Source organism: Pseudomonas lijiangensis, from assembly GCF_018968705.1.
Classification (GTDB): Bacteria; Pseudomonadota; Gammaproteobacteria; order Pseudomonadales; family Pseudomonadaceae; genus Aquipseudomonas; species Aquipseudomonas lijiangensis.
Genome location: NZ_CP076668.1, coordinates 2,207,110 through 2,230,480, shown reverse-complemented (window position 1 = coordinate 2,230,480; position 23,371 = coordinate 2,207,110). Strand labels below are relative to the sequence as shown.

Sequence of the window (23,371 nt, the reverse complement as noted above, 5' to 3'; positions counted from 1 at the left end):
TCGCCAGCAAGCTGCCTCCCACAAAGTGATTCATTGACCTTAACTGATCGGCGCGCTCCTTACTGAGGCCATTGCTCCAGCAGCATGGCCACGAATTTTTCGGCAGCGGGCGAAAGCGAAGCGCCGCGCCGGGAAACCAGCCCCAGGGTCCGGTCAACCACCGGGTCCACCAATGGAACGCTGACCAGCGTGGGATGCCCTTCAGCCGGCATGGCCAGGCTGGGCATGGCGGAGATGCCTAGCCCGGCCTCGACCATGCCCAGCGACGTCGACAAGTGCTGCACTTCATAAAACCACTTTGGCCGCCAGCTCAGACCGGCCAGTGCATGGTCGAGAATCATCCGGTTGCCGCTCAGGCGGCCAACGCCGATCAGACGATATTCACTGAGTTCCATCCAGGCAACCGACTCACGCTTTGCCAACTCATGGTCACGTCGGCAGGCGAGCACGAAAGGCTCTTTGACGAGAGGCACAAACTCGATATCGGGATGCTGCCCGCTCATCATGTTGATGCCGAAATCCGCCTCCCCTCGCAAAACAGCTTCCAGCCCTTCATTGGCACTGAGGTCCAGCAGGCGGATGCGGATCTTGGGATAACGCTCGTTGTACAGGCGGATCACCGAAGGCAGAAAGTAGAAAGCGGCCGTAGGAATACAGGCCAGGGTCACCTGACCGATCTGGCGCTCTGCCAACTCCCGGATATTGAGGATCGAGTCCTCGAAGTCATCCAGAAGTCGTCGCGCCTTGGGGAAAAAGTCGCGTCCGACACTGGTCAGGCTGACCCGGCGAGTGGTGCGATCCAGCAATGATGTGCCCAGCCCCTGCTCGAGCTTCTTGATTCGCCGGGTGAGTGCAGGCTGGGAAATATGCAGCACTTCGGCAGCTTCGTGAAAGCTGCCAAGTTCAGCGATTTTCACGAACGATCGAATATCTTGCAGCTCATATTCCACATTATTTTCCTTTTGGTGGATTGTGATGGGCGTTCAAGACCAGCGGAGTATTATTGCCTGAAGTGGAATAATAGCTACGATCTTTGCATTGGATACGCTTAAAAATCCATGGGACTCTTGCTTCCAACACATCAATTACCCCAATTGATCAATAAGAGTCCAAAACTATGCAACCGATTCCCTGCGTCCTGATGCGCGGCGGCACTTCCAAAGGGCCGGTTTTTCTTGCCAGTGATTTACCCTCTTCGACCGCTGAGCGCGATGAACTGCTGCTGGCTCTCATGGGCTCTGGCCATGAGCTGGAAATCGACGGAATCGGTGGTGGCAGCCCCCAGACCAGCAAAGTGGCAATCGTCAGCCCGTCGACTCATGAAGATGCCGATGTGGACTACCTGTTCGTGCAAGTCATGGTTTCCCAGCGCCGTGTCGATACTGCGCCCAACTGCGGCAACATGCTTTGCGCCGTCGGCCCGTTTGCAGTGGAACAGGGTCTGGTCGAGGCAACTGGCGATGTCACTCAGGTTCGCATCCGCAACCTCAATACCGGCACGTTCGTCTGCGCCGATGTCCGCACCCCTGGCGGCCAGGTCAGCTACGAAGGCCAGACCAGCATCGACGGAGTACCGGGCACCGCAGCCCCGGTGCAACTGACTTTCCTGGACGCAGCAGGCAGCAAGACCGGCAAGCTGTTCCCAACCGGCAAACAGACCGACCTCTTCGACGGCGTGCCCGTGACCTGTATCGACATGGCCATGCCCATGGTCATCATCGAAGCGTCCCTGCTGGGCAAGCGTGGAGACGAAACGCCTGCCGAACTCGACGCCGACAAGGATTTCCTTCGCAAGCTCGAAGCCTTGCGTTTGCAGGCAGGACTGGCCATGGGCCTGGGCGATGTCAGCGAAAAGGTGATCCCCAAACCCGTACTGGTTTCGCGGCCCGATGCAGGCGGCACCCTCAAGGTTCGCTATTTCATGCCGCATAACTGTCATAAGGCCCTGGCGATCACTGGCTCCATCGGCCTGGCCACAGCCTGCGTCAGTGAAGACACCGTGGTTGCCCGACTGCTGGGTAGCGCCCAGACTCCGCGCCTGCAAGAAGTCCGGATCGAGCATCCGAGCGGTTCGATCCAGGTCGCCCTGGCGTACGTCGGTGAAAACGGACAGACCATCCGGGCTTCGGTGGTGAGAACGGCACGTCGCCTTTTCTCCGGCGAGGTCTACGCCCCTGTCGCACAACGGCTGGCGGGCTGACATTGTTTATCGCTGCACACTGCTCTGCCTGATACTGAGTACCGCATCAGAACAACTCCAATAATGGGTGATGCAACATGAAAATCGCTAAATCGCTCTACTTTCAGATTATCTGCGCCGTAATCCTCGGGGTTCTGGTCGGTCATTTCTGGGCTCAACAAGCCATCGCTCTCAAACCGCTGGGCGATGCATTCATCAAGCTGATCAAAATGATGATCGCACCGGTGGTGTTCTGCACCATCGTCACCGGCATTGCCGGCATGAGCGACAAGCGCTCTCTCGGGCGCCTGATGAGCAAGACCATGCTGCTGTTTCTGGCCCTGACGGTGATCAGCCTGTTCATCGGACTGATTGCGGTCTATGTGATCAAGCCAGGCGTGGGCATGAACATCGATCCGGCGAAACTGAGCACTGCCGGTTTGAGCCAGTACACCGACTCCGCCGCGAAGCTGGGTGTCGTGGACTTTTTCATGCACATTATCCCGGACACCTTCATCGGCGCGTTCAACAAGGGTGAAGTCTTGCCGGTGCTGTTTATCGCCGTGTTGTCCGGGTTCGCACTCTCGTCCCTGGGCGAGCGCGGCAAGCCAGTGCTCAATGTGCTGGAATCGGCCTCGCACATGGTCTTCAAGATCTTTTCCTACCTGATGCGCTTCGCTCCGGTCGGTGCCTTTGGTGCCCTGGCATTCACCGTGGGTCAATACGGCATTACCTCACTGGGCTCGCTGGCCAAGCTCATCATGACCCTGTACATCGCATGCGGCTTCTTCGTGTTCGTGGTACTGGGCGGGATCTGTCGCGCTCACGGCTTCAGCCTCTGGAAACTGCTGCGCTACTTCCGCGAAGAGTTCCTGGTGGTGCTCGGCACGTCCTCGACCGAACCTGTGATGCCTCGCATGCTGGAAAAGCTTCAGGCACTGGGCTGCAAGAAAGGCGTCGTCGGCCTGGTACTGCCAACGGGATACTCGTTCAACCTGGACGGCACGGCGATCTATCTGTCCCTGGCCGCCATCTTCATTGCCCAGGCGTGCAATATCGAACTGAGCATGACCCAGACCCTGACCATGCTGGCAATCATGCTGCTGTCCTCCAAGGGTGCGGCGGGCGTGACCGGCAGCGGTTTTGTCGCCCTGGCCTCGACCCTGACGGTCATCCACGACATTCCCCTGGCAGGTCTGGCATTGCTGATCGGCATCGATCGCTTCATGTCCGAAGCCCGGGCGCTGACCAGCCTGGCCAGCAACGCCGTCGCGACCGTGGTGATCTCCCTGTCGGAAAAGGCCTGCGACCGCGAAGTGCTCATGCGGCGGCTTGACGGTAAAGCCATCGCGGCTACGCCTGAAACCCCGCAATGGGACAGCGCACCCCAGGCTGCCGAGCGCATCTGACCCACACATACCCCAACCGATAACCATTCGAGCAGGTCAGGCATCGTTCATGCGATGCCCGGCAGGCCCGGCTGCATTCGCTTGTCCATGAATAACAACAAGAGAATATCCATATGCTTGCCTTCCTTGGCCTGGCCATGGTCGTGGTGTTCACCTACCTGATCATGTCCAAACGCTTGTCCCCGATTGTCGCACTGACCCTGGTGCCTATCGTTTTCGCAATCATTGGCGGCTTTGGCGGCACCACCGGCAAGATGATGCTCGACGGCCTGAAAATGGTCGCCCCTTCCGCAGCGCTTCTGCTGTTCGCCATTCTGTTCTTTGGCCTGATGATCGACTCGGGCCTGTTCGACCCGCTGATCCGCAAGATCCTCAAGCGGGTCAATGGCGACCCGATGAAGATCGCGGTGGGCACTGCGCTGCTGTCGTTGACTGTCGCCCTCGACGGAGATGGCACAACCACTTACATGATCACCTGCGCGGCCATGCTGCCTCTGTACAAGCGCATTGGCATGAACCCGATGATCCTCGGCATCATCGCCATGCTGTCACTGAGCATCATGAGCGGCATGACGCCCTGGGGCGGGCCAGCAACCCGCGCCATTGCAGCGCTGGGCCTGGATGCAGGCGAGTATTTCATTCCCTTGCTGCCGACCATGATCGGCGGTGCCGCCTGGGTGGTGTTCACGGCGTTTCTGCTGGGCCGTGCCGAGCGCAAGCGCATTGGCAACGTGCAGTTGCAAAGCGGTGGCGGTCACTGCTACATCGACGAAATCCTCGGCGATACGCCGCATAAACGCCCCAGGCTGGCGTACGTCAACCTGGCACTGGTCATTGCGGTGATGGTTGCGCTGGTAACAGGCCTGATGCACTCGGCCGTGCTGTTCCTGATCGGTTTCGTCATCGCACTGATGATCAACTACCCGCAACTGGATGTGCAGAAAGAACGCATTCTGGCCCACTCCGGCAATGCCATGACCGTGGTTCTGCTGGTGTTCGCAGCCGGGGTATTCGCCGGGATATTTTCCGGCACCAAAATGGTCGATGCCCTGGCCCAGACCCTGGTGGACTGGATTCCTCCGCAATGGGGGCATCTGTTCCCGCTGGTGGTCGCCCTCACCAGCATGCCGCTGACCTTTGTGCTGTCCAACGACGCTTATTACTTCGGCGTGGTACCGATCCTGGCCAATGCCGCAGCCGCTTACGGCATCAGCCCGCTGGAAATTGCCAGGGCCTCGATTCTGGGCCAGCCGGTCCATCTGATGAGCCCGCTGGTGGCCTCGACCCTCTTGCTGGTCGGCATGATCGACAGAGACATCGGTGAATTCCAGAAGGCCACCCTGAAGTGGGCGGTGCTGACCTCCCTTGTGATCACGGCCCTGGCCTTGCTGACCGGAGCCCTGACGCTGTTCGTCTGACCCTTGCCCTGAATCACAACGGCTCACGGGTCCTGAAAGGGACCCGCAGATCACTGCACTTCCAATAACAACAATGAGTACCGAGCATGAGCATGATTAAACGTGGAGCCCTTTTTTCCGTGCTGGGCGCCCTGCCCTGCGCCAGTGTCGGCGCAGCGGGTTTCGTTGAAGACAGCAAGCTGAAGCTGCAACTGCGCAATGTCTACTTCAATGAAAACTTCCGGGATGAAAACGGCCTGAGCGCCCGTGCGGCAAGTACAGCAAAAAGCGAGCGCACCGAGTGGGCACAAGGCTTTCTGCTCGACTACCAGTCCGGTTTTACCCAGGGAACCGTTGGCTTTGGCCTGGATGCGCTCGGGCTGCTGGGCGTCAAGCTCGACTCCGGCAAGGGCCGCAGCGGTACAGGATTACTGCCGGTGCATGCTGACGGCCGTGCAGCGGATGAGTTTTCCAGCCTGGGTGCCGCCGCAAAGGTGCGCCTGGCAAAGACCACGGTCAAATACGGCTCCCTGCTCCCCAAGACCCCGGTGCTGATTTACAACGACGCGCGCCTGTTGCCGCAGACTTATCAGGGCACCCAGTTCACCAGCAACGACATCGAGAACCTGACCCTCACCGGCGGCCATCTGGATCAGTTCAAGCTGCGGGACTCCTCGGACAGCCGCTCGATCATTCCCGACGGTTTTACCGGTAAAGGTTCTGATTTCTCTTACATCGGCGGGGACTACAAGCTCGGCAAGAACATTCGTCTCAGCTACTTCTATGGCGAGCTTGAAGATTTCTATCGTCAGAACTTCGCTTCGATCCAGCACGACCTGCCGATTGGCAAAGGCGTGCTGACCAGCGACCTGCGCTATTTCCATAGCGTGGATGCCGGCGCGGCGCGGGATGGCAAGATCGATAACGACATGCTCAGCGGGCAGTTGACCTACGCTCTGGCCGGACACAGCTTCAGTGGCGGTTACCAGAGATTGAGCGGGGATGCGGGCCTGCCTTATATAAGCGGCGCAACCGTGTACTCATTCACCAACGTCGGGATCGGCAAATTCATCGAAGAAGATGAAAAGACCTGGATGCTCGGTTACGGCTACGACTTTTCCCGCGTCGGCATACCGGGCCTGTCGTTTTCGACCAAATACCTGAGTGGCGACAATGGCAAGTCCGGCTCGGCGAGGCTGCACGAATGGGAGCGCGATGCCGAGCTGGCCTATGTGCTGCAGAGCGGAACCTTCAAGGGGCTGGGCATGAAGCTGCGCAACTATGTCTACCGTTCGGATTACGCACGGGGCCGTGACAGTAACCGGCTCTACCTCACCTATGAAATTGCACTCTGGTAAGACCTGAACGAATCAGGCACGTCTCAAGGCAGACAATGCATATGCGTTGTCTGCCAGACTGGATCGTCCTCCACATCGACCGTTACAAAACCCTGCTTTTCCCAGAAGCGGATCGCACCCGGCAGAAACGGATGGGTGTGCAGATACAACACCTCCACGCCGCTGGCATCGGCATGCGCCTTGAGCGCTCCATACAACCGCCCTGCCAGCCCGGCCCCTCTGAACTCATGACTGACGAACAGACGCACGATCTCCACCGTCCTGCGCCCGGCGTAATCCAGCTGGGCGAAGCGATGGTCATAAGGCAGATAGCCGATGGCCGCGACGATCTCGCCTTCGCAGCAGGCGATCAGAAACCTGCCGTCCTGCGCATTCAGATACACCTGCTCGAAGGCTGCCAGATCGGCCGGAACGACGCTGGCATCGAGCATCGGAAATATTTCGGCCCGGGCCGCCATGACAAAATCGATGGTGCGCGGGATATCGGCAGGCTGGACTTCAGTGAGGGTGATGTTCATGGCGATGGGTCTGGATGGGGTAACGCAGAGTAATACAACGAACAACACTTGTGGGAGGCAGCTTGCTGGCGAAAAAGGCTTGAAACTGGCAGATATTCTGCGTCGTACGCTGAAGTCGCCAGCAAGCTGCCTCCCACAAAGTGCTTCATTGCCCCTGGTTGATTCATGCACAGATTTACAGCATCGACACCCATGACGCACCAATGCAAAGCGGGCCTGCATTGCGCCTGTACGCCTCTATCCCCTGAAAACAGGCCTTCCGGCAAACTGGCACACCCTCTGCATAGCCTCCCATAACCCCACCATGAATGTGGTCGGGCGGTGCATCCGGCAACGTCGTCCGATGTCACCCACAACACATGATGAATAACAGGCAAAGGCGCCTGGAACCGAAAGGTTCCGGGCGTCTTTTTTTTGGCTTTGAAAAACCTGATTGGCCTAGGCCGGGACTTGCTATGAACACCACAGTCTTACCCTTCAACGATGTACAGACCCTTATCGTCGTCGGCAATGGCATGGTCGGTCATCATTGCGTCGAGCAGTTGATCGCAGGCGGCGCCCTTGATCGCTATCGCATTCATGTCTTCGGCGAAGAACGCCAGCGTGCCTATGACCGCGTGCATCTTTCCGAGTACTTCACCGGCCGCGATGCCGAATCCCTGGCCATGAGCGATGCAGCCCTTTATGAGCAGGCCGGGCTGACCCTGCACCTGGGCGTTCCGGTACTGGAGATCGACCGTGAACGCCGCGAGATCATCACCGCCGAAGGCTGCTTCACCTATGACAAGCTGATCATGGCCACGGGCTCGTTCCCGTTCGTGCCGCCGATTGAAGGTGCGCAAGGCAATTCGCGCCTGGTCTACCGCACTCTCGAAGATCTGGACACCATTCGCTATGCCGCCAGCAAGGCCCGTCGCGGCGTGGTAGTGGGCGGTGGCCTGCTGGGGCTGGAAGCGGCCAACGCCCTGAAGTCTCTGGGACTCGAAGCCCATGTGGTGGAGTTCGCCCCGCGCCTGATGCCGGTGCAACTGGACGACCATGGCGGCGCGGCCCTCAAGGCACGGATCGAGGCTCTGGGCGTTGGTGTACACCTGTCCCGCGCCACGCAATCGATCAGCGACGGCAAGCAATATCGCTATCGCATGAATTTCGCCAACGACGAGTTTCTGGAAACCGATCTGATCGTGTTCTCTGCCGGCATTCGCCCGCAGGACGCCCTGGCTCGCCAATGCGGGCTGGAACTCGGTCCACGTGGCGGTATCGCGATTGATGAACACTGTCGCACCAGCGATGCGGATATCTATGCGATTGGTGAGTGCGCGGCCTGGAATGGCAGTGTCTTCGGTCTGGTTGCGCCGGGCTATCAGATGGCCCGTAACGTGGCTGCCCAGTTGTGCGATCAGGACGCCGACGCCTTCTTTGGCGCCGACATGTCCACCAAGCTCAAACTGCTGGGCGTGGATGTAGGCTCCATCGGCGATGCCCATGGCGCACTGGCCGGTGCGGTCAGCTACCGTTTTATCGATGAAGCCACTTCCAGCTATCGCCGTCTGGTGGTGTCGGCCGATGGCAAGCAAGTGCTGGGCGCGGTGCTGGTGGGCGACAACAGCTATTACGACACCCTGCTGCAATACGCGCAGAATGGCATTCCCCTCCCCGCCGACCCATCCAGCCTGATTCTGCCTCGTGGCGAAGGCGCGCCGACTCTGGGAGCCGATGCCCTGCCCGCCACGGCGACCATCTGCTCCTGCCATAACGTCAGCAAGGGCTCGATCTGTTCGGCCATCGATGCGGGATGCACCGATCTGGCGGGCATCAAGACCCAGACCAAGGCCTGCACCGGCTGTGGCGGCTGCGCGGCCTTGCTCAAGCAGGTCTTCGAACATGAACTGATTGCCCGTGGCGTCAGCGTCGACAAGAGCCTGTGCGAACACTTCGCCTACACCCGCCAAGAGCTGTATTCGCTGGTTCGTGTCGAAGGCATCGAAACCTTCGAGGAACTGCTGACCCGCCACGGCAAGGGCGCTCATGGCTGCGACATCTGCAAACCGGCTGTAGGCTCGATCCTCGCGTCCTGCTGGAACCGCCCCATCACCGACGCTTCGCTGGTGCCGCTACAGGACACCAACGACACCTTCATGGCCAACATGCAGAAAAACGGCACCTACTCGGTGGTGCCGCGCATTCCTGGTGGCGAGATCACACCGGACGGCCTGATTGCCATCGGCGCCGTGGCCAAGAAATACGACCTGTACACCAAGATCACCGGCGGCCAGCGTATCGACCTGTTCGGCGCACAACTGCACGAACTGCCGGATATCTGGAGCGAGCTGATCGAAGCCGGTTTCGAGACCGGCCATGCCTACGGCAAGTCGACCCGCACCGTGAAATCCTGCGTGGGCAGTACCTGGTGCCGTTATGGCGTGCAGGACAGCGTGGCCATGGCTCTGCGCATCGAAGACCGTTACAAGGGCCTGCGCTCGCCGCACAAACTCAAGTTCGCCGTTTCCGGCTGTACCCGCGAATGCGCGGAAGCACAAAGCAAGGACGTGGGCGTCATCGCCACCGAGAACGGCTGGAACCTCTATGTCAGCGGCAACGGCGGCATGCGGCCGCGCCATGCAGAACTGTTCGCCACCGATCTGGATGACGAAACCCTGATCCGTTACATCGACCGCTTCCTGATGCTCTACATCCGCACTGCCGACAAACTGCAACGCACCTCGGTCTGGCGCGAATCCCTGGAAGGCGGCCTGGATTACCTCAAGGCCGTGATCATCGACGACAGCCTGGGGTTGGCCGACGAGCTGGAAGCCCAGATGCAACTGGTGGTCGATCGCTATGAATGCGAATGGGCCAATGCCCTCAAGGACCCGGAAAAGCTCAAGCGTTTCCGCACCTTCGTCAACGACAAGCGCAGCGATCCAGACGTCCATTTCGTCAAGGAACGTCAGCAACGCCGTCCGGCAAAACCTGAAGAAATCGCCCTTATCCCTTTCAAGGAGGTGGTCTGATGAGCCAGTCAAACGTGGCCTATGCCGAAAAAACATCCGCACCGGTCGCCCACATCCAGTGGCAGACCCTGTGCTCGCGCAGGGATCTGGTGGCCAACTCCGGCGTAGTGGCCTGGCTCGACGGCGCACAGGTCGCGCTGTTCTACCTGCCTGAAACCGGCGAAGGCGAAAAGCTCTACGCCATCGAGAACCGAGACCCCAAATCCGGCGCCAATGTCATCGGGCGCGGCCTCATAGGCCAGATTGGCGGAGAGCTGGTCATCGCCTCTCCGCTGTACAAACAGCACTTCCGCCTGCACGACGGCACCTGCGTGGAATACCCGGAGCAACAACTGGAAGTCTGGCCGGTGCGGTTGAATGGCGAGCAGGTGGAAATCGCGGTTTAAACTGCCGCTGGGCAAGTCCTACAAGGTTTATCTGTATATCCATACAGATAAACCTTGCCCCCGACGCATTCAGTGTTCATCCTTGACGCATTCCAGACCCGTCAATACAAGCGGTGGTTATGCGGCTGTTTCTCTGCGAAAAACCCTCACAGGCCAAAGATATCGCCGCCGTCCTCGGCGCGACCCGGCGTGGGGACGGCTGCTGGACAGGTCCCAATGCCACGGTGACCTGGTGCATCGGCCACCTGCTGGAAACCGCGCCACCGGATGCCTACGACGCCCGCTACAAGCGCTGGGTGCTGGAAGACCTGCCGATTGTCCCCCAGCAATGGAAGATGCTGGTCAAACCCCGTACCGCCAGCCAGTTCAAGGCCGTCAAACGCCTGCTGAGTGAAGCCCGCGAACTGATCATCGCCACCGATGCCGACCGCGAAGGCGAGATGATTGCCCGCGAACTGGTAGAACATTGCCGTTATCGTGGGCCGATCCAGCGCTTGTGGCTATCAGCACTGGACGACGCCTCGATCCGCAAGGCCCTGGCTTCCCTCAAACCCGGTGCCGATACCTTCAGCCTCTATCATTCGGCACTTGGCCGCTCCCGCGCCGACTGGCTGATCGGCATGAACATGAGCCGTCTGTTCACCCTGCTGGGTCGCCAGTCCGGGTATCAGGGCGTGTTGCCAGTAGGCCGTGTGCAGACACCGACCCTGCGGCTGGTGGTGGATCGCGACCGCAGCATCGCCGACTTCGTCCCGGTGCCTTACTGGGCCATCGACGTCAAGCTGCTGCATGACGGACAGGCCTTCATTGCCCAGTGGCGAGCGCCTTCGGATGTCTGTGACGACCAGGACCGCTGCCTGAACCAGCCACTGGCGCAACAGGCCGCGCAAGCGATTGGCAACGCCGCCAGCGCCAGGGTCGTCAAACTGCGCACCGAACGGATTCGCGAAGCCGCGCCCCTGCCCTTCGACCTGGGCACCCTGCAGGAAATCTGCTCGAAAAAGCTCGGCCTCGGTGCTCAGGAAACCCTGGATATCGCCCAGGCCCTATATGAAACCCACAAGGTCATCACCTACCCGCGCAGCGATTGCGGTTACCTGCCCATGAGCCAGCATGGCGAAGCGGCGGGCATCATCGCCGCGCTGGGCAAATCAGACCCCGCACTGAGCGAACTGCTCAGGCACCTGGACCCGCAACGCCGCTCAAGGGCCTGGAACGACGCAAAGGTCGGCGCTCACCACGGCATCATTCCCACCGCTGCCGCCCGTGGCATCGAGCGCCTGACCGGCAAGCCGCGAGCGGTATACACCCTGATCCGGGCACGCTATCTGGCGCAGTTCCTGCCCAATCACGAATTCGACCGGACCCAGGCCGACTTCGACTGCGCCGGACATGCCTTGCGCGCCATCGGCAAACAAGTCATCGAACCCGGCTGGAAACGCGCCATGCCCGAGGCACTGGCTCCGGCCAAGGGTCGCGAAGCCCCGGCCCCGCAAAACCTGCCTGCGCTGTTTCAAGGCTGCGATTGCGCAGTAAGCGATGTCACTCTCAAGGATCTCTGGACCCAGCCGCCCAAGCCTTTCACCGAAGGCGATCTGATCAAGGCCATGAAGAATGTCGCCAGACTGGTGGAAGACCCTCTGCTCAAGCAGAAACTCAAGGACACCACCGGCATCGGCACCGAAGCCACTCGCGCCGGCATCATCCAGGGCCTGCTCGACCGGGGTTATCTGGTCAAGCAAGGCAAGGCATTGTCCGCCACTGCCGCGGCATTCAGCCTGATCGATGCCGTACCGCGCGCCATCGCCGACCCCGGCACCACTGCCATCTGGGAGCAGGCACTGGACATGGTGCAAAACGGTGAAATGAGCCTGGAAGAGTTCGTCGCCAAACAGGCTGCCTGGATGAGCAAGCAGGTCAGCCGTTGCGTCGGCCTGCGCATGACCATCAGCGGCCCCGCCAGCCCGGCCGGTGGCGCTGCGCCCTGGAAGAAAAAACGCAAGACCGGTACGCGAAAGGCTGCCGGTGCCACTGCAAGCAAGGGCAAGCGCCCTGCAAGAGCAACGAAAAAAGCCTGAGGGACGCCTGACATCAGCCAGCTCTAAAGGCAGCGTTTGACTATCGACTTCTGATCGACTCAATCGCCGCCTCGGTAATAACGACATTTTTCTCGTTGACCACAATACTGAAGTCGCTACTTACAAGCCGCTGGTACTTCTGCGAGGGCGCTGCATGTTTTACAACGCCCCGCTTATTGTTTGGTTGAGGGTTTTATTACATGCGTATTAACCAGTACAAAAAACCCCTGACAGATCAACCTTCGCCTCCGCCGCCACAAGCAATCAACTCAATGAGTCCCATTTGATACCACCTATTCTGGCAACTCCAGCCGTGCTCAAAGGTAAAGGCACTTGCCGTGCTGCTAAACGCGATTCCCATTGAAAGGGCGAGCGCCGTGCCAATTGTCAAACGTGCTTTCTTCATTCTGTTCTTCATGGAGACTTCCTCTATCACTCGGTCACTGTGCGGTCTAGCAGGTAAAGGAGCGGCGGTTGTCAAAATCACCCGCAACGCCTGTGGCAGAGCTGCCACTTTTTGCTTTATCGAACTGCATCTGAATAATGACAGCGGAGGAGTGGTAACTACTGAAACAACATGTATTCAGCAAGCACACGCCTCCGTTCCATTTGATTACGCTGAGCCAGTTGTATCAATAGTACAAGTGACCTATTTACCCCCAGAATCGGATGTTTTCTGATTGCGGATAAAACGTGGAGTTATCCACTCCCATTGAAGACGATACATATCTGCGGATGCACCGGTATCTCGCGACCGTGTGTGAGCGAGTTCATTCGCGAAAAGTCTTTAAACACATATTTGCCCGTGGCTTTCTTTTCGGGCAGGCTTGCCCGCTTGAATAATCAGGAAAACATTTTTCATGAGCGTCTTGTTGCAGGAAGCGATCCTCCAGGTCCGTACGGCAGTGAAAGTGGCTACAGAGGGACTGGTCGGTCGTGAGCAGTTGGCAGAGCTGATCGTACTGGCCGCTGTCGCTCAGGAACACATCCTGATTGTTGGTCCACCGGGTACAGCCAAAAGCGCAGTTGTGCGTCGAGTCGCACAGGCCATGGGCGGTCGCTATTTTGAATACCTGCTGGGGCGCTTCACGGAGCCTTCCGAACTGTTCGGCTCGGTAGATTTGCAGAAGCTGCGCGAAGGTCGTGTCGAAACCGATACCACCGGGATGTTGCCCGAGGCTGATATCGTCTTTCTCGATGAGGTTTTCCTGGGCTCCACTGCCATCCTCAACACCTTGCTGGGCGTACTCAACGAACGACGCTTTCGACGGGGCCATACCCGAATCGATTGCCCCTTGCGGGTATGCGTCGGGGCTGCCAACGGTCTGCCGGACGATGAAGGCCTTGCCGCATTCGGGGATCGATTCCTGCTGCATCTGTTCGTCGATTCAGTCCCGGATCATCAGCTTGAAGCAATGCTTGCCGGTGGCTGGCAATCCGAGCGACGCCCGATAGAACAACTTCTGAATCTGAGCCAGCTCGATGTACTCGCGCAGGCAGCTTGTAACGTTGATTTGAACGAAGTACGCCCTGCCCTCGCCAGCGCCATTCGCAGCCTGCGCGAAGCGGGTCTGCACCTGTCGGATCGCCGAATCGTCAAATCGCAGCGACTGATCGCGGCCGCCGCGGCTTTGAACGGCAGAAGTCAGGCCAGTGAAGCCGATCTGTGGCCCTTGCTGTATGTGCTGCCTACCCAGGAGGCGCAGCAGCATGGCCGTGAGGTTCTGCGTGCACTGTTTTCCATATCGGCCAGCAGTCACTTGTTCAGCGCAGTGGAAGAAGCGACCTTGCAGCCCCTGTCACGCTTGAGCCGTCTCATCGAAGCCGCGACCGACTGCCTGAGCAAGGAAGCCTCTACGGTAGTCGCCGAGCGTGAAAGCCTGCTGCGTGAAATCGATGCCAACTTCACTGGCGACAACTTGCCAGAAGAGCTTCAGACCTTGCGCAGCCGTCTGGCTGGCCATACGTCTTTCGCACCGTGAGCAGAATGCTTCTGCTGCCATGGACATGGAAACGGCGGGTTGAAACTCTGGAGCCACGTGCAGCGGTTGCATGGGGAGAGGTCGCCCGACGTTTACACAAACGCCTTGAACAACTGCCTGCAGGGCAGCGCAACCGGCTGCATGCCACAGCCAGTCATGATTTGCTGATCGTGACCGGAGAAACTGCCGATCTGCCGTGGGTTGAAGGCATCGAATACGCAGCTCCCGATGCTCAGGCTTCGGGTCTGTGGCTGCCGACTCTCTGGCAGCCGGATGTCAGCGCCGAATTGCTGTTGCAGGCCCTTTCTGCGCGCTATGACCGCCAACCCTTGCTGCTGTGGCATGAGCCGACGCTGATCATTGCGCTGGACCGGCAACTGCCCCTTGACCTGGAGCACCATCTGCCGCGAATCCAGAGCCTGTGGGGAAACCATGCAGATACCTGACGCACTGCAACCCTGGCGTGAATGGCTGGAGTGGTTTTCGCCAGACCTATGGCCCGGTTTCAGCGACATTCTGGGTCGCGTAAACCCGTTACTCGGTCCTTTGCATGGGGTGCAGGCAGGCGGGACGCCAGATCTCGAGGGTCTGGCCGATCTGCAACGACGCGGCCCCTATGAGCGGCTGCTGACCAGCGAATGGCTATTGGCAGATGAACTTCCCGAGGAATTTCTGCGCCGCGCTTCTACCGGGGAGCATCTGTTTCTGGCACCGGAGCAACGAGCCCGCAAGGCCAATCGGCAAGTGGTGGTGCTGTTCGATGCAGGCCCGCTGCAATGGGGCGCTCCACGTCTGGTGCACCTTGCCCTGATGATTCTTCTGGCGCGAAGGGCTCAGGCTGCCGGCGGAGAACTGAAATGGGGGGTTGTGCAAAACCCCGGAAAACTGGCCAGCCTGACGGCATCCAGTTCGCTCAAGAACATGCTTCAGGCCCGCACCGACTCGCCCGCAACTGCACAGCAGTGGGAACAATGGAGAGACTGGCTGGGTGAGCAGCCTCAGACACCCGGGGAATGCTGGGCCGTTGGCTTGTGGCATGACCGGGAAGCCGTTCTTCCCGCATTTACCCATCGAGTACACCTGCAACGAACGCTGGACGGCACGGGAATACAGCTCGACCTCTACAGCAGGAACCCTCAACGTGTGATCCTTCCGATGCCCAACCAGACTGCCGGACAGAAATTACTCAAAGGGCAGTTTGAAACACGATCTTCCACTGCACGTGCTCCGGACAAAAGCGCGCGCGTGGCACTGACCTGCCCTCCCGTCATTTCACCCTCGGGCAGCTATGTGGCGTTGATGTTGCTGGATGAGCCGGGCTCTCTGGTATTTCGTGTACCGCAAGTGAATCAGAAGAAAGCACAGTCAGGCCATCGGCAGTTATGGTCTGCCGGACTCAAACCTGTCGCTGCATACTTTATCGGCAACAAGTTTGCGGCGGTACTTTCAAATGCTGCCAACCTGCACTTCTGGAAAATGGCTTGCTTTCAGGGAATCAGGCAACCATTGCGCGAAACCTTTCTGATTCCTACGGGAACAGCGACATTACAGCCCTGTGTCTGGTTACATGACCGGAGTCGCCTCTACTGCCTCGACAAGCAGGGCAAACTGATTTACTGGGGCAATGACCAGAAGCAGGAAACCAGGCTGACATCTGTGGAGCAAGGGGTCATTGGTCTGGCGCGCATTGGTCAGGAGACTCTCGCCTATCTGAAAAACGAATCCGGACGGCTGTTTCTCAAGACATGTGACAGTCGCGACACCATCAAGACCCGATCTGTGCCGGGTTCGGCAGCCGATGCGACTCAGGTTCTGTTTGCAGGCTCGCCAAAACGACGCAGCGATTTTGTACCCTGTGCGGTTTATCACACCACCGACGGTGCCTGGCATGTTCACAGTTGTGCCGCAGACCCGCTGCATACAGAAATCGTCAGCCTGAACTCGGGCCACCAGCCTGTAGGTCTGCTGTATGACACAGCCAACGATCAATGGAGCCTGGTCTTGATAAGCGCAGGGAAAACGACCGTCAGCCTTTACAGGGAACATCAGGTCCAGACGCTGTTCACGACCTCGACCCCAATCGTGCGCCAGAGCTTTTGCCCGGTCAGCGGTCTGCTTGCGGTACTGACCGAAACACGCGAGCTACTGGTGTTTTCCGTGCGAGAGAACGCGATGCGACTACAGGTTTTGTGCAACGGTGTCAGCAGCCAGGAAACTGCTTCATGACACACATTGCCACCAACGGGATACACCAACCGGTATTGCGGGGACAGCAGGCAGTCGCAGGGCTGTGGTTTCCGGCAGAGCGTTTTGATGAAGCAGAACGAAGACAACTGCTGCTGACGTATTGGCTGCCCGGCTCCAGTGCCTGGTGTTTCGAGCAAGGCGACCTGATTCGCTGGAGCGAGCCACAACGCTTGCAGTGCGAACAGTTGCTGGGCTGGCCTCTGGTGCTGATAAACCGGACCCTGTGCTCGGCACCTTTGCAGAAGCATGAGTATGGCCAGCTGCCGACAGGCGACCTCTGGCTGGTGCGCAACTCCCAAGTCGAAACTCTGGACCTGAAAGATGCGACGGCCATCGAGCCCGGCCAATGGCTGGATATCAACGCCTACACCTTGCTCGACACTTACGATTGCAGTGCTGTCTTGCCAGAACCCGTCATGCCACCGCTGAATGCGTCCCCTGATATTCGGGAAGTTCTGGGCAATACCGTCGGCGCACCACCGAGTGAACGGGACGAGATCATGGAGGCCATGCGGACCGGCGGTGCCCCTGCTGGAAAGACTTCCAGACCAATCGTCAGCACAGCATTGAAAATAATCCTGGGGCTGACCGTGGCTGTCGCCTTGTTCAACCTGCTGCCGGATGCCGCAGATAGCACTGCAAAGATCCAGGATCTCGCCCCGGCGGCCTCAACCGGTCACTCGGCAGCAAGCAACTACCTGCTGATTGCGCTGGTGGCGTCGGGATTCTTCATCGGTCGCTGGCTGATGCAATCCGGTTTATTGCAGCGTTCCGGCCAGGCGACTTCCCGCCACGCACCTGCTGCACCTTCAACAGCTGCAAGACATGGCTCTTCGGATATCCCGGCACGTCGCAAGAAACGCCGCTTCACGCCCAGCCTTGTCGATAAATGGCTGACACGCCTGACTAACGCATCGCGCCTCAATCTGTTGTTTGGCAAACGCCAGGCCGATTATCTGCAGCGCATGCTCGATATGTTTGAAGAAGGCAACCTGAATGAAGCCCTGCGCCATGCAATCCCTCTGGGCAGCGATGCAGGCGAGCGTAAACAGTCCTTTGCCACACCAAAACCTCGTGCCGATCTGAAGCTGAGGCAACAGCAGGAATCAGGTGCGTCCATCGGGTCCTCTGAAGACTTTCAAGACCTGCTGCGCAAGACCTACCGCACCAGCTTCGAGAAGCTGGACCGCGAAGGGCGTATCGATGAAGCGGTGTTTGTACTTGCCGAACTGCTCAAGGTGCATCAGGAAGCTCTCGACTATCTGGAACGTCACAAGCGCTACAGACAAAGCGCTGAGCTGGCACTGGCATGGGACATGCCAGCAGCAACCATAGTGCGCCACCTCTGTCTGACTGATGACTGGCAACGCGCAATTCAGGTAGCCCGACGCGACAATGCATTCGAAGCGGCTGTGACATCCATGGAAAGCAAATGGCCGGAGCATGCGCAACGCTTGCGCCTGGAGTGGGCAGAGGCGCTGGCAGACAAGGGTGAATGGATAAAAGCGGTAGATGTGATCTGGAGCCTGACTCATGAACGCCCACGAGCAGCCCAATTGCTTTTGAATGCCGAGGCTGGCGGAGAAAAACTGGCAGCCCAGGCACTGGTAAAAAGAGCCATGCTTCTGCCCGATACCCTGCAGGCTTATGAGTCCTTCCTGACAGAGCTACGCAATGACCCGGCCCGCAAAACCGAGCGTCTGGCCATCGCCCGGGCCCTTATCGCCAACCGCAAACACACAAAAACCTGCGCATGGCTCACAACCATCTTCCTGGGCGCAATTGCAGCCGATCAGCAACTGGAATCTGCTGGCCTGCAACAGTTGGCAAAGTTGAGCAATGATCCCTTGATGCAAGCCGACCTGCCCAGACTGAGTTTTAAACCTTTGCCTTCCTTGCCGTTACGGGAAGCACCCGACATTTACCACTGGCAAGCACCTGCGCCGGGTGTCAGAGACATAGCTGATGCGGTGCCTCTGGACGATCTGCGCAGCCTGATTGCATTGGGTGAAAGTGGCGTCCTAATACTTGATGCACAGGGACGCACCCTGTGTCATTTCGCGGTCCCCGCCCAGCGCCTGATCCTGGCCGAAAGCAGACAAGTAGCTTTGGCCGTGACTCGTCGAGGTGAACTGTGGCGCGTCAGCAAGCTGGATCTTTTGAACAGAAAGGTGCACGACCTGGGCGTATTGGCGATGGATGACTTTGCCCGCCAGTTCGATGGGATCGGCTGGACTATCGGCAAAGGCAATCATGTGCGCGTGGTCGACACGTCCCCGGGCTTTGGCACCCTATGGCACATAGACAATCTGCCGGGAACGGTGGTCGGGGTCTTTGCCAATGCCAGCAGCGAACATCTGTTGCTGAGTGACCCCGGCGGCAATCTGCAATGCTGGCGCTACCAGCTTCCGGGCCGCCGCTTGCAGGCGCGCGACGAATTGCCCCTGAACCTGCGTAAAGGCTCTTCACTTGCTTTCGGGCTGGCTGGCGAACCCATCGAATACTGGCTCAACGGCCCTGAAGCCCCCGAGCCGGTCATCATGATCGAACACAGCGGTCGGTGCGCGGGATACAGCTTGCCAGGCCTGGACCGCAATGCCATCGACTGTCCCTGTATCTACCTGGGTAGTGAATGGATGGTGGTGGCTTACGCGACCAGCGATGGCAATCAGCAACTGCGCTTTTTCAGACGCACCGACGATTACACCTACGCCTGTATCGACTGGCCCGGACGCGAACACATCCGGGTGAATTGCATCGCCGGACAGTGGACAGCCTTCGATGCCCAGGGCCGGTTGTTCTGCCTGAATGTCGAAGACGCAAGGCCACGCGGGCTCAGTATCGTGTGAAACGCTGGAGTCAAGGCACAGACTCCACCACATGCCGCGAAGCCCCTTCCAGCGTTTTCCAGAGATTACGCATGGTCGGATTCTGATTCGCTATCGCGCAATACGAGCGGATTTCCAGGCGGGTGCTCCACTCTTCGCCACCGGCTCTCACCAGCAGCCCTCGTTCAAGCTCGTTGACAACCGCGCTTTGCGGCAGCCAGGCCACGCCGTAGCCTTCGATGGCCATGCGCATCAGGAGCATGGCCATGTCCGCTTCGTAGCAGCGCTCAAGTTTGACGGGCGTCGGGCCATTCTTGATGACGATATCGGCGACGCGTCCAAGGAAGGTGGTCGCGGTATAGGCAAGGTGCGGGACGGGTCTTGCAGCGCTGCCCGGCAGGCGGTAAAGAGGCTGACCTCTCTTGTCCGGGGCACACAAGGGAATGAAGGCGTCATGCCCCAGTGCCAGGCTGCCGAAACGTTCGGCGTTCAGCAGGATCGGCGCAAGAGGATGGTGATAGACGATCATCAGGTCGCAACTGCCCTCCTCCAGGGCAATCACGGCGTCATGGATGTTGGCAGCCACGACCCGTGCGTTGAATTGCTCATTGTGTTGCTGAAACTGCGAAAGCCATTTGGGCAGAAACGTCATCGACAGGCTGTGCCCGGCAGTCACCTGAATGGAGCGTCCTGGCATGCGTTCAACTTCACGCAAGGTTGAGCGCAGCCTCAGCAAGCCCGCCAGCACCTCACGACTTTCCTCGCAGAAGGCGCTTCCGGCAGCTGTCAGCCGCACGGGATAAGTGCCGCGATCGACCAGCTCCACACCCACCCACTCCTCCAGTGATCGAATGCGTCGCGACAGGGCCGATTGGGTGACGCAGCGAACTTCGGCCGCACGAGAGAAATTCTTCCACTCGGCAATCGCCAGAAGATCGTCCAGCCATTTGATTTGCATAACCCGTCTCCTGCGATGAGAAGCACATTTTACGTCGTCTTCATGGTCCTATCGCAGCCATTTCAACAACTATTCCAAAAGCGCATGAGGTTAGCGTGATTACTCATCATCGCCGCCGGACGCTTGCCTAGAATCGTCCTCGCACCAGGGCCACAAGAGCCATTGGGCGAATCTGATTTGTCTCCTGCCGGATAAAAAAATCAAAAACCACTTGAGGACAGCTTCGTGAAGAAAAACAGACTTCCACGTCAAATCGCGATGGGCATTGCATTGGGCGTGCTGGTGGGTTGGGCGTGTCACCATTTTGCTGGAAACGAGCAGAACGCCAGGCAGATCGCTTCGTACTTTTCGATGGCCACCGATATTTTCCTGCGCATGATCAAGATGATCATCGCTCCGCTGGTTTTTGCGACGCTGGTCGGCGGCATTGCCAGCATGGGGAGTTCAAAGTCCGTCGGGCGAATCGGTATGCGGGCCATGATCTGGTTCGTGACCGCCTCGGTGATTTCACTGGCCATCGGCATGGGCCTGGTCAACCTGTTCCAGCCGGGAGCCGGGCTCAACATGGAAGTTGCCCAACATGCATCGGCTGCCGTCCCGGTCAATACCGGCGACTTCAGCCTGAAGGTGTTTATCAGTCATGTGTTCCCCCGCAGCATTGCCGAAGCCATGGCCAATAACGAAATTCTGCAGATCGTGGTGTTCTCGCTGTTCTTCGGCTTTGCGCTGGCAGGCGTCAAGCGCGCCGGTTACACGCGAATCACCGACACCATCGATGAACTGGCCAAAGTGATGTTCAAGATCACCGACTACGTCATGGCCCTGGCACCCATTGGTGTGTTTGCCGCCATCGCCTCGGCGATCACCACTCAGGGGCTTGGTCTGCTGGTCGACTACGGCAAGCTGATCGCCGAGTTCTATCTGGGAATTGTCATCCTCTGGGCCGTGCTCTTTGGTGCCGGCTACCTGTTCCTCGGGCATTCCGTTTTCACCCTGGGCAAGCTGATCCGCGAACCCGTTCTGCTGGCGTTTTCGACAGCCAGTAGCGAATCCGCCTATCCGAAAACCATGGAAGCCCTGGAAAAGTTCGGTGCGCCCAAACGGGTTTCCAGCTTCGTGTTGCCGCTGGGTTATTCGTTCAACCTCGATGGTTCGATGATGTACCAGGCCTTCGCCATCATGTTCATCGCCCAGGCTTACAACATCGACCTGAGTTTCACTCAGCAACTGTTGATTCTGCTGACGTTGATGATCACCAGCAAAGGCATGGCAGGCGTGGCACGAGCCTCGGTGGTCGTGGTCGCCGCAACCCTGCCGATGTTCAACCTTCCGGAAGCCGGATTGCTACTGATCATCGGTATCGATCAGTTCCTGGACATGGCGCGCACTGCCACCAACGTCGTGGGCAACAGCATCGCCACTGCCGTGGTTGCAAAATCGGAGCCCCACGAAGAACCGGATAACGAAGAAGTGAGTACCCGATCCGGACAGCCGGTCCCGGTTGCCTGAGGAGCAGATCATGAAGAGAAAATCGAAATCGGCCAACAAGGGAGCCCTTGTCCGCAAGCTGGGTATTGTCGCAGGGCTGGGCTCGCTGGCCGGGGGCGATCTCTTCTACAAACTGGTGAAATCCAGGGCAGTGCTTGAAGATCAGGGTCACTACCACTTCCTGCTGGAGCAGCACCCGTTCAAGGATGTGTTGCTGCCTCTGGACAAGGAAGCCAGCATGACATCGCGCAAGTTCTATGTGTTCCAGGTGTGCAAGTCGTTCGAGGAAAGCGGTGTCGACGCGGTAATGCTCCCCTGCTTCGCCAGCCATACGTTTCGCGCAGAAATCCAGGAAGAACTGGGCATTGCGGTACTGGACATGATGCAGGCGCTGGCCCGGCACATTCGCCTCACGACCCCACCCGGCGCGACGCTGGGTGTGATCGCTTCGGACTTCGTCGCCCATTCGGGATTGTTCGAGCGATATCTGGGCAAGGATTTCAGCATCGTCTATCCCGACCCCGAGGCACAGTCGGCACTGATGGAAGCGATGTACGGCGTCAACGGCATCAAGGACGGCTATCTTGAAGGTGCCCCTCTGGAAACTGTTTATCAGGCGTGTCTTTCCCTGCAGGCACAAGGCGCTTCGGTGTTGGTTCCGGGCATGACGGAGCTTTCTCTGGTCTGCCCTGGTCTTCAAGGGCGCGGGATGCCGGTGCTGGATATCAACGAAATCTACGCAAGCTTTGCGACCCTGGAGAAAAGTCAGCCTGCACGCCCGGCTTTCAAGCTTGGCATTGTGGGCGGTATAGGACCTGCAGCCACCGTGGACTTCATGGGCAAAGTGGTTGCCAACACACCCGCGGGAAAGGATCAGGAACACATCAAGATGGTGGTCGAGCAGAATCCACAGATTCCCGATCGCACTGCCAGTCTGTTGCACGACAAAACCGACCCGACCATGGCAATGTACGCAACCTGCAAACGCCTGGAAAACGCTGGGGCAAAGGCAATCGCGATCCCCTGCAACACCGCACACGCATTTGTCGAACGCATCCAGCCCCATTTGCAGGTCCCCATCGTCAACATGCTGACCGAGACAGTGGAGTGGATCGTGCAGAAATACGGCTCGGGCAAGACCATCGGACTTCTGGCGACATCGGGAACGGTGCAGAGCCAGGTCTACCATGAAGCCGCCAGGCAAGCCGGGCTACAGATCATCACGCCGGGGCTCGATTACCAGCATATGGTCATGGACGCCATCTACAGCGAGCTCGGCATCAAGGCCGGGTTCACCGAAGGGCTCTGCAAGGAGCAACTGCTGCTGGCGGCGGAACACCTGTGCGAACTGGGCGCTGACGTGCTAATTCTCGGCTGCACGGAATTGCCACTGGTGCTCGCCCACAGCGAAGCGTTTCAGATAAAGGAGCACAGTGTCGCGCTGGTCGATCCGACCACGATTCTGGCGCGCAAATGCGTTGAGTTGGCGGGAGGAGAGTTGGCGGGGATAAAGATTGATGCGGCTTGAA

General features: G+C 58.8%; 17 protein-coding genes. 13 read left to right on the top strand and 4 right to left on the bottom strand.

From position 1 onward, the window contains the following. Window positions 1-59: 59 nt before the first annotated feature. On the bottom strand, window positions 60-950 hold the full coding sequence (locus KQP88_RS09750) for a LysR family transcriptional regulator (protein ID WP_201012962.1): 891 nt from the start codon (window positions 948-950) through the stop codon (window positions 60-62). A gap of 167 nt (window positions 951-1,117) precedes the next feature. On the opposite strand from KQP88_RS09750, the gene KQP88_RS09745 reads away from it, so the two are divergent. From KQP88_RS09745 to KQP88_RS09730, 4 genes are all read left to right on the top strand, one after another. Beyond that, window positions 1,118-2,200 (top strand): 4-oxalomesaconate tautomerase, encoded by a 1,083-nt coding sequence (locus tag KQP88_RS09745; protein WP_216705519.1) that lies wholly within the window; start codon window positions 1,118-1,120, stop codon window positions 2,198-2,200. A 77-nt stretch (window positions 2,201-2,277) separates the two neighbouring features. Beyond that, on the top strand, window positions 2,278-3,588 hold the full coding sequence (locus KQP88_RS09740) for a dicarboxylate/amino acid:cation symporter (RefSeq protein ID WP_200993051.1): 1,311 nt from the start codon (window positions 2,278-2,280) through the stop codon (window positions 3,586-3,588). 113 nt (window positions 3,589-3,701) lie between these two features. Next, the gene (locus KQP88_RS09735) at window positions 3,702-5,006 is read left to right on the top strand and encodes a CitMHS family transporter (protein WP_216705518.1); all 1,305 of its coding nucleotides are present in this window, start codon (window positions 3,702-3,704) and stop codon (window positions 5,004-5,006) included. A 92-nt stretch (window positions 5,007-5,098) separates the two neighbouring features. Further along, window positions 5,099-6,343: an OprD family porin gene (locus KQP88_RS09730; RefSeq protein ID WP_407681834.1), complete on the top strand. Its 1,245-nt coding sequence runs from the start codon at window positions 5,099-5,101 to the stop codon at window positions 6,341-6,343. A gap of 23 nt (window positions 6,344-6,366) precedes the next feature. On the opposite strand, the gene KQP88_RS09725 is transcribed toward KQP88_RS09730, so the two are convergent. Then, window positions 6,367-6,861, bottom strand: coding sequence for a GNAT family N-acetyltransferase (locus KQP88_RS09725; protein WP_216705516.1), 495 nt, complete (start codon window positions 6,859-6,861; stop codon window positions 6,367-6,369). A 455-nt stretch (window positions 6,862-7,316) separates the two neighbouring features. Between KQP88_RS09725 and nirB the strand changes: the two genes are divergently transcribed. From nirB to KQP88_RS09710, 3 genes are all read left to right on the top strand, one after another. Next, window positions 7,317-9,875, top strand: coding sequence for a nitrite reductase large subunit NirB (gene nirB, locus KQP88_RS09720; protein WP_216705515.1), 2,559 nt, complete (start codon window positions 7,317-7,319; stop codon window positions 9,873-9,875). Continuing rightward, window positions 9,875-10,261 (top strand): nitrite reductase small subunit NirD, encoded by a 387-nt coding sequence (gene nirD / locus KQP88_RS09715; protein WP_198728616.1) that lies wholly within the window; start codon window positions 9,875-9,877, stop codon window positions 10,259-10,261. Before nirB ends, nirD begins: the two co-directional genes overlap by 1 nt. 119 nt (window positions 10,262-10,380) lie before the next feature. Continuing rightward, complete coding sequence (locus KQP88_RS09710) at window positions 10,381-12,339, top strand: DNA topoisomerase III (RefSeq protein ID WP_216705514.1); 1,959 nt, start codon at window positions 10,381-10,383, stop codon at window positions 12,337-12,339. 235 nt (window positions 12,340-12,574) lie between these two features. On the opposite strand, the gene KQP88_RS09705 is transcribed toward KQP88_RS09710, so the two are convergent. Beyond that, window positions 12,575-12,757 (bottom strand): hypothetical protein, encoded by a 183-nt coding sequence (locus tag KQP88_RS09705; RefSeq protein WP_216705513.1) that lies wholly within the window; start codon window positions 12,755-12,757, stop codon window positions 12,575-12,577. Window positions 12,758-13,199: 442 nt separating this feature from the next. Between KQP88_RS09705 and KQP88_RS09700 the strand changes: the two genes are divergently transcribed. From KQP88_RS09700 to KQP88_RS09685, 4 genes are read left to right on the top strand one after another with little or no spacing between them, the layout of a single operon-like run. Beyond that, a complete protein-coding gene (locus tag KQP88_RS09700) occupies window positions 13,200-14,321 on the top strand; it encodes an AAA family ATPase (protein WP_216705512.1) in 1,122 nt (373 codons plus the stop codon). Between the two features lie 5 nt (window positions 14,322-14,326). After that, window positions 14,327-14,767 (top strand): bpX5 domain-containing protein, encoded by a 441-nt coding sequence (locus KQP88_RS09695; RefSeq protein WP_216705922.1) that lies wholly within the window; start codon window positions 14,327-14,329, stop codon window positions 14,765-14,767. Continuing rightward, window positions 14,754-16,547: a hypothetical protein gene (locus KQP88_RS09690; RefSeq protein ID WP_216705511.1), complete on the top strand. Its 1,794-nt coding sequence runs from the start codon at window positions 14,754-14,756 to the stop codon at window positions 16,545-16,547. The genes KQP88_RS09695 and KQP88_RS09690 overlap by 14 nt, the downstream gene beginning before the upstream one ends. Further along, window positions 16,544-19,417 carry a bpX6 domain-containing protein gene (locus KQP88_RS09685; RefSeq protein WP_216705510.1) on the top strand — a complete coding sequence of 958 codons (2,874 nt, stop codon included), beginning with the start codon at window positions 16,544-16,546 and terminating at the stop codon, window positions 19,415-19,417. Before KQP88_RS09690 ends, KQP88_RS09685 begins: the two co-directional genes overlap by 4 nt. Window positions 19,418-19,427: 10 nt before the next feature. Here KQP88_RS09685 and KQP88_RS09680 read toward each other — a convergent pair whose 3' ends face one another. Continuing rightward, window positions 19,428-20,354: a LysR substrate-binding domain-containing protein gene (locus KQP88_RS09680; RefSeq protein WP_216705509.1), complete on the bottom strand. Its 927-nt coding sequence runs from the start codon at window positions 20,352-20,354 to the stop codon at window positions 19,428-19,430. Window positions 20,355-20,579: 225 nt separating this feature from the next. On the opposite strand from KQP88_RS09680, the gene KQP88_RS09675 reads away from it, so the two are divergent. Together KQP88_RS09675 and cuyB are read left to right on the top strand one after the other, a co-directional pair. Beyond that, a complete protein-coding gene (locus KQP88_RS09675; RefSeq protein WP_216705508.1) occupies window positions 20,580-21,863 on the top strand; it encodes a dicarboxylate/amino acid:cation symporter in 1,284 nt (427 codons plus the stop codon). Between the two features lie 10 nt (window positions 21,864-21,873). After that, entirely contained in the window at window positions 21,874-23,370 is a 1,497-nt protein-coding gene (gene cuyB / locus KQP88_RS09670; protein WP_216705507.1) for a cysteate racemase, read from the top strand. Window position 23,371 lies beyond the last annotated feature (1 nt).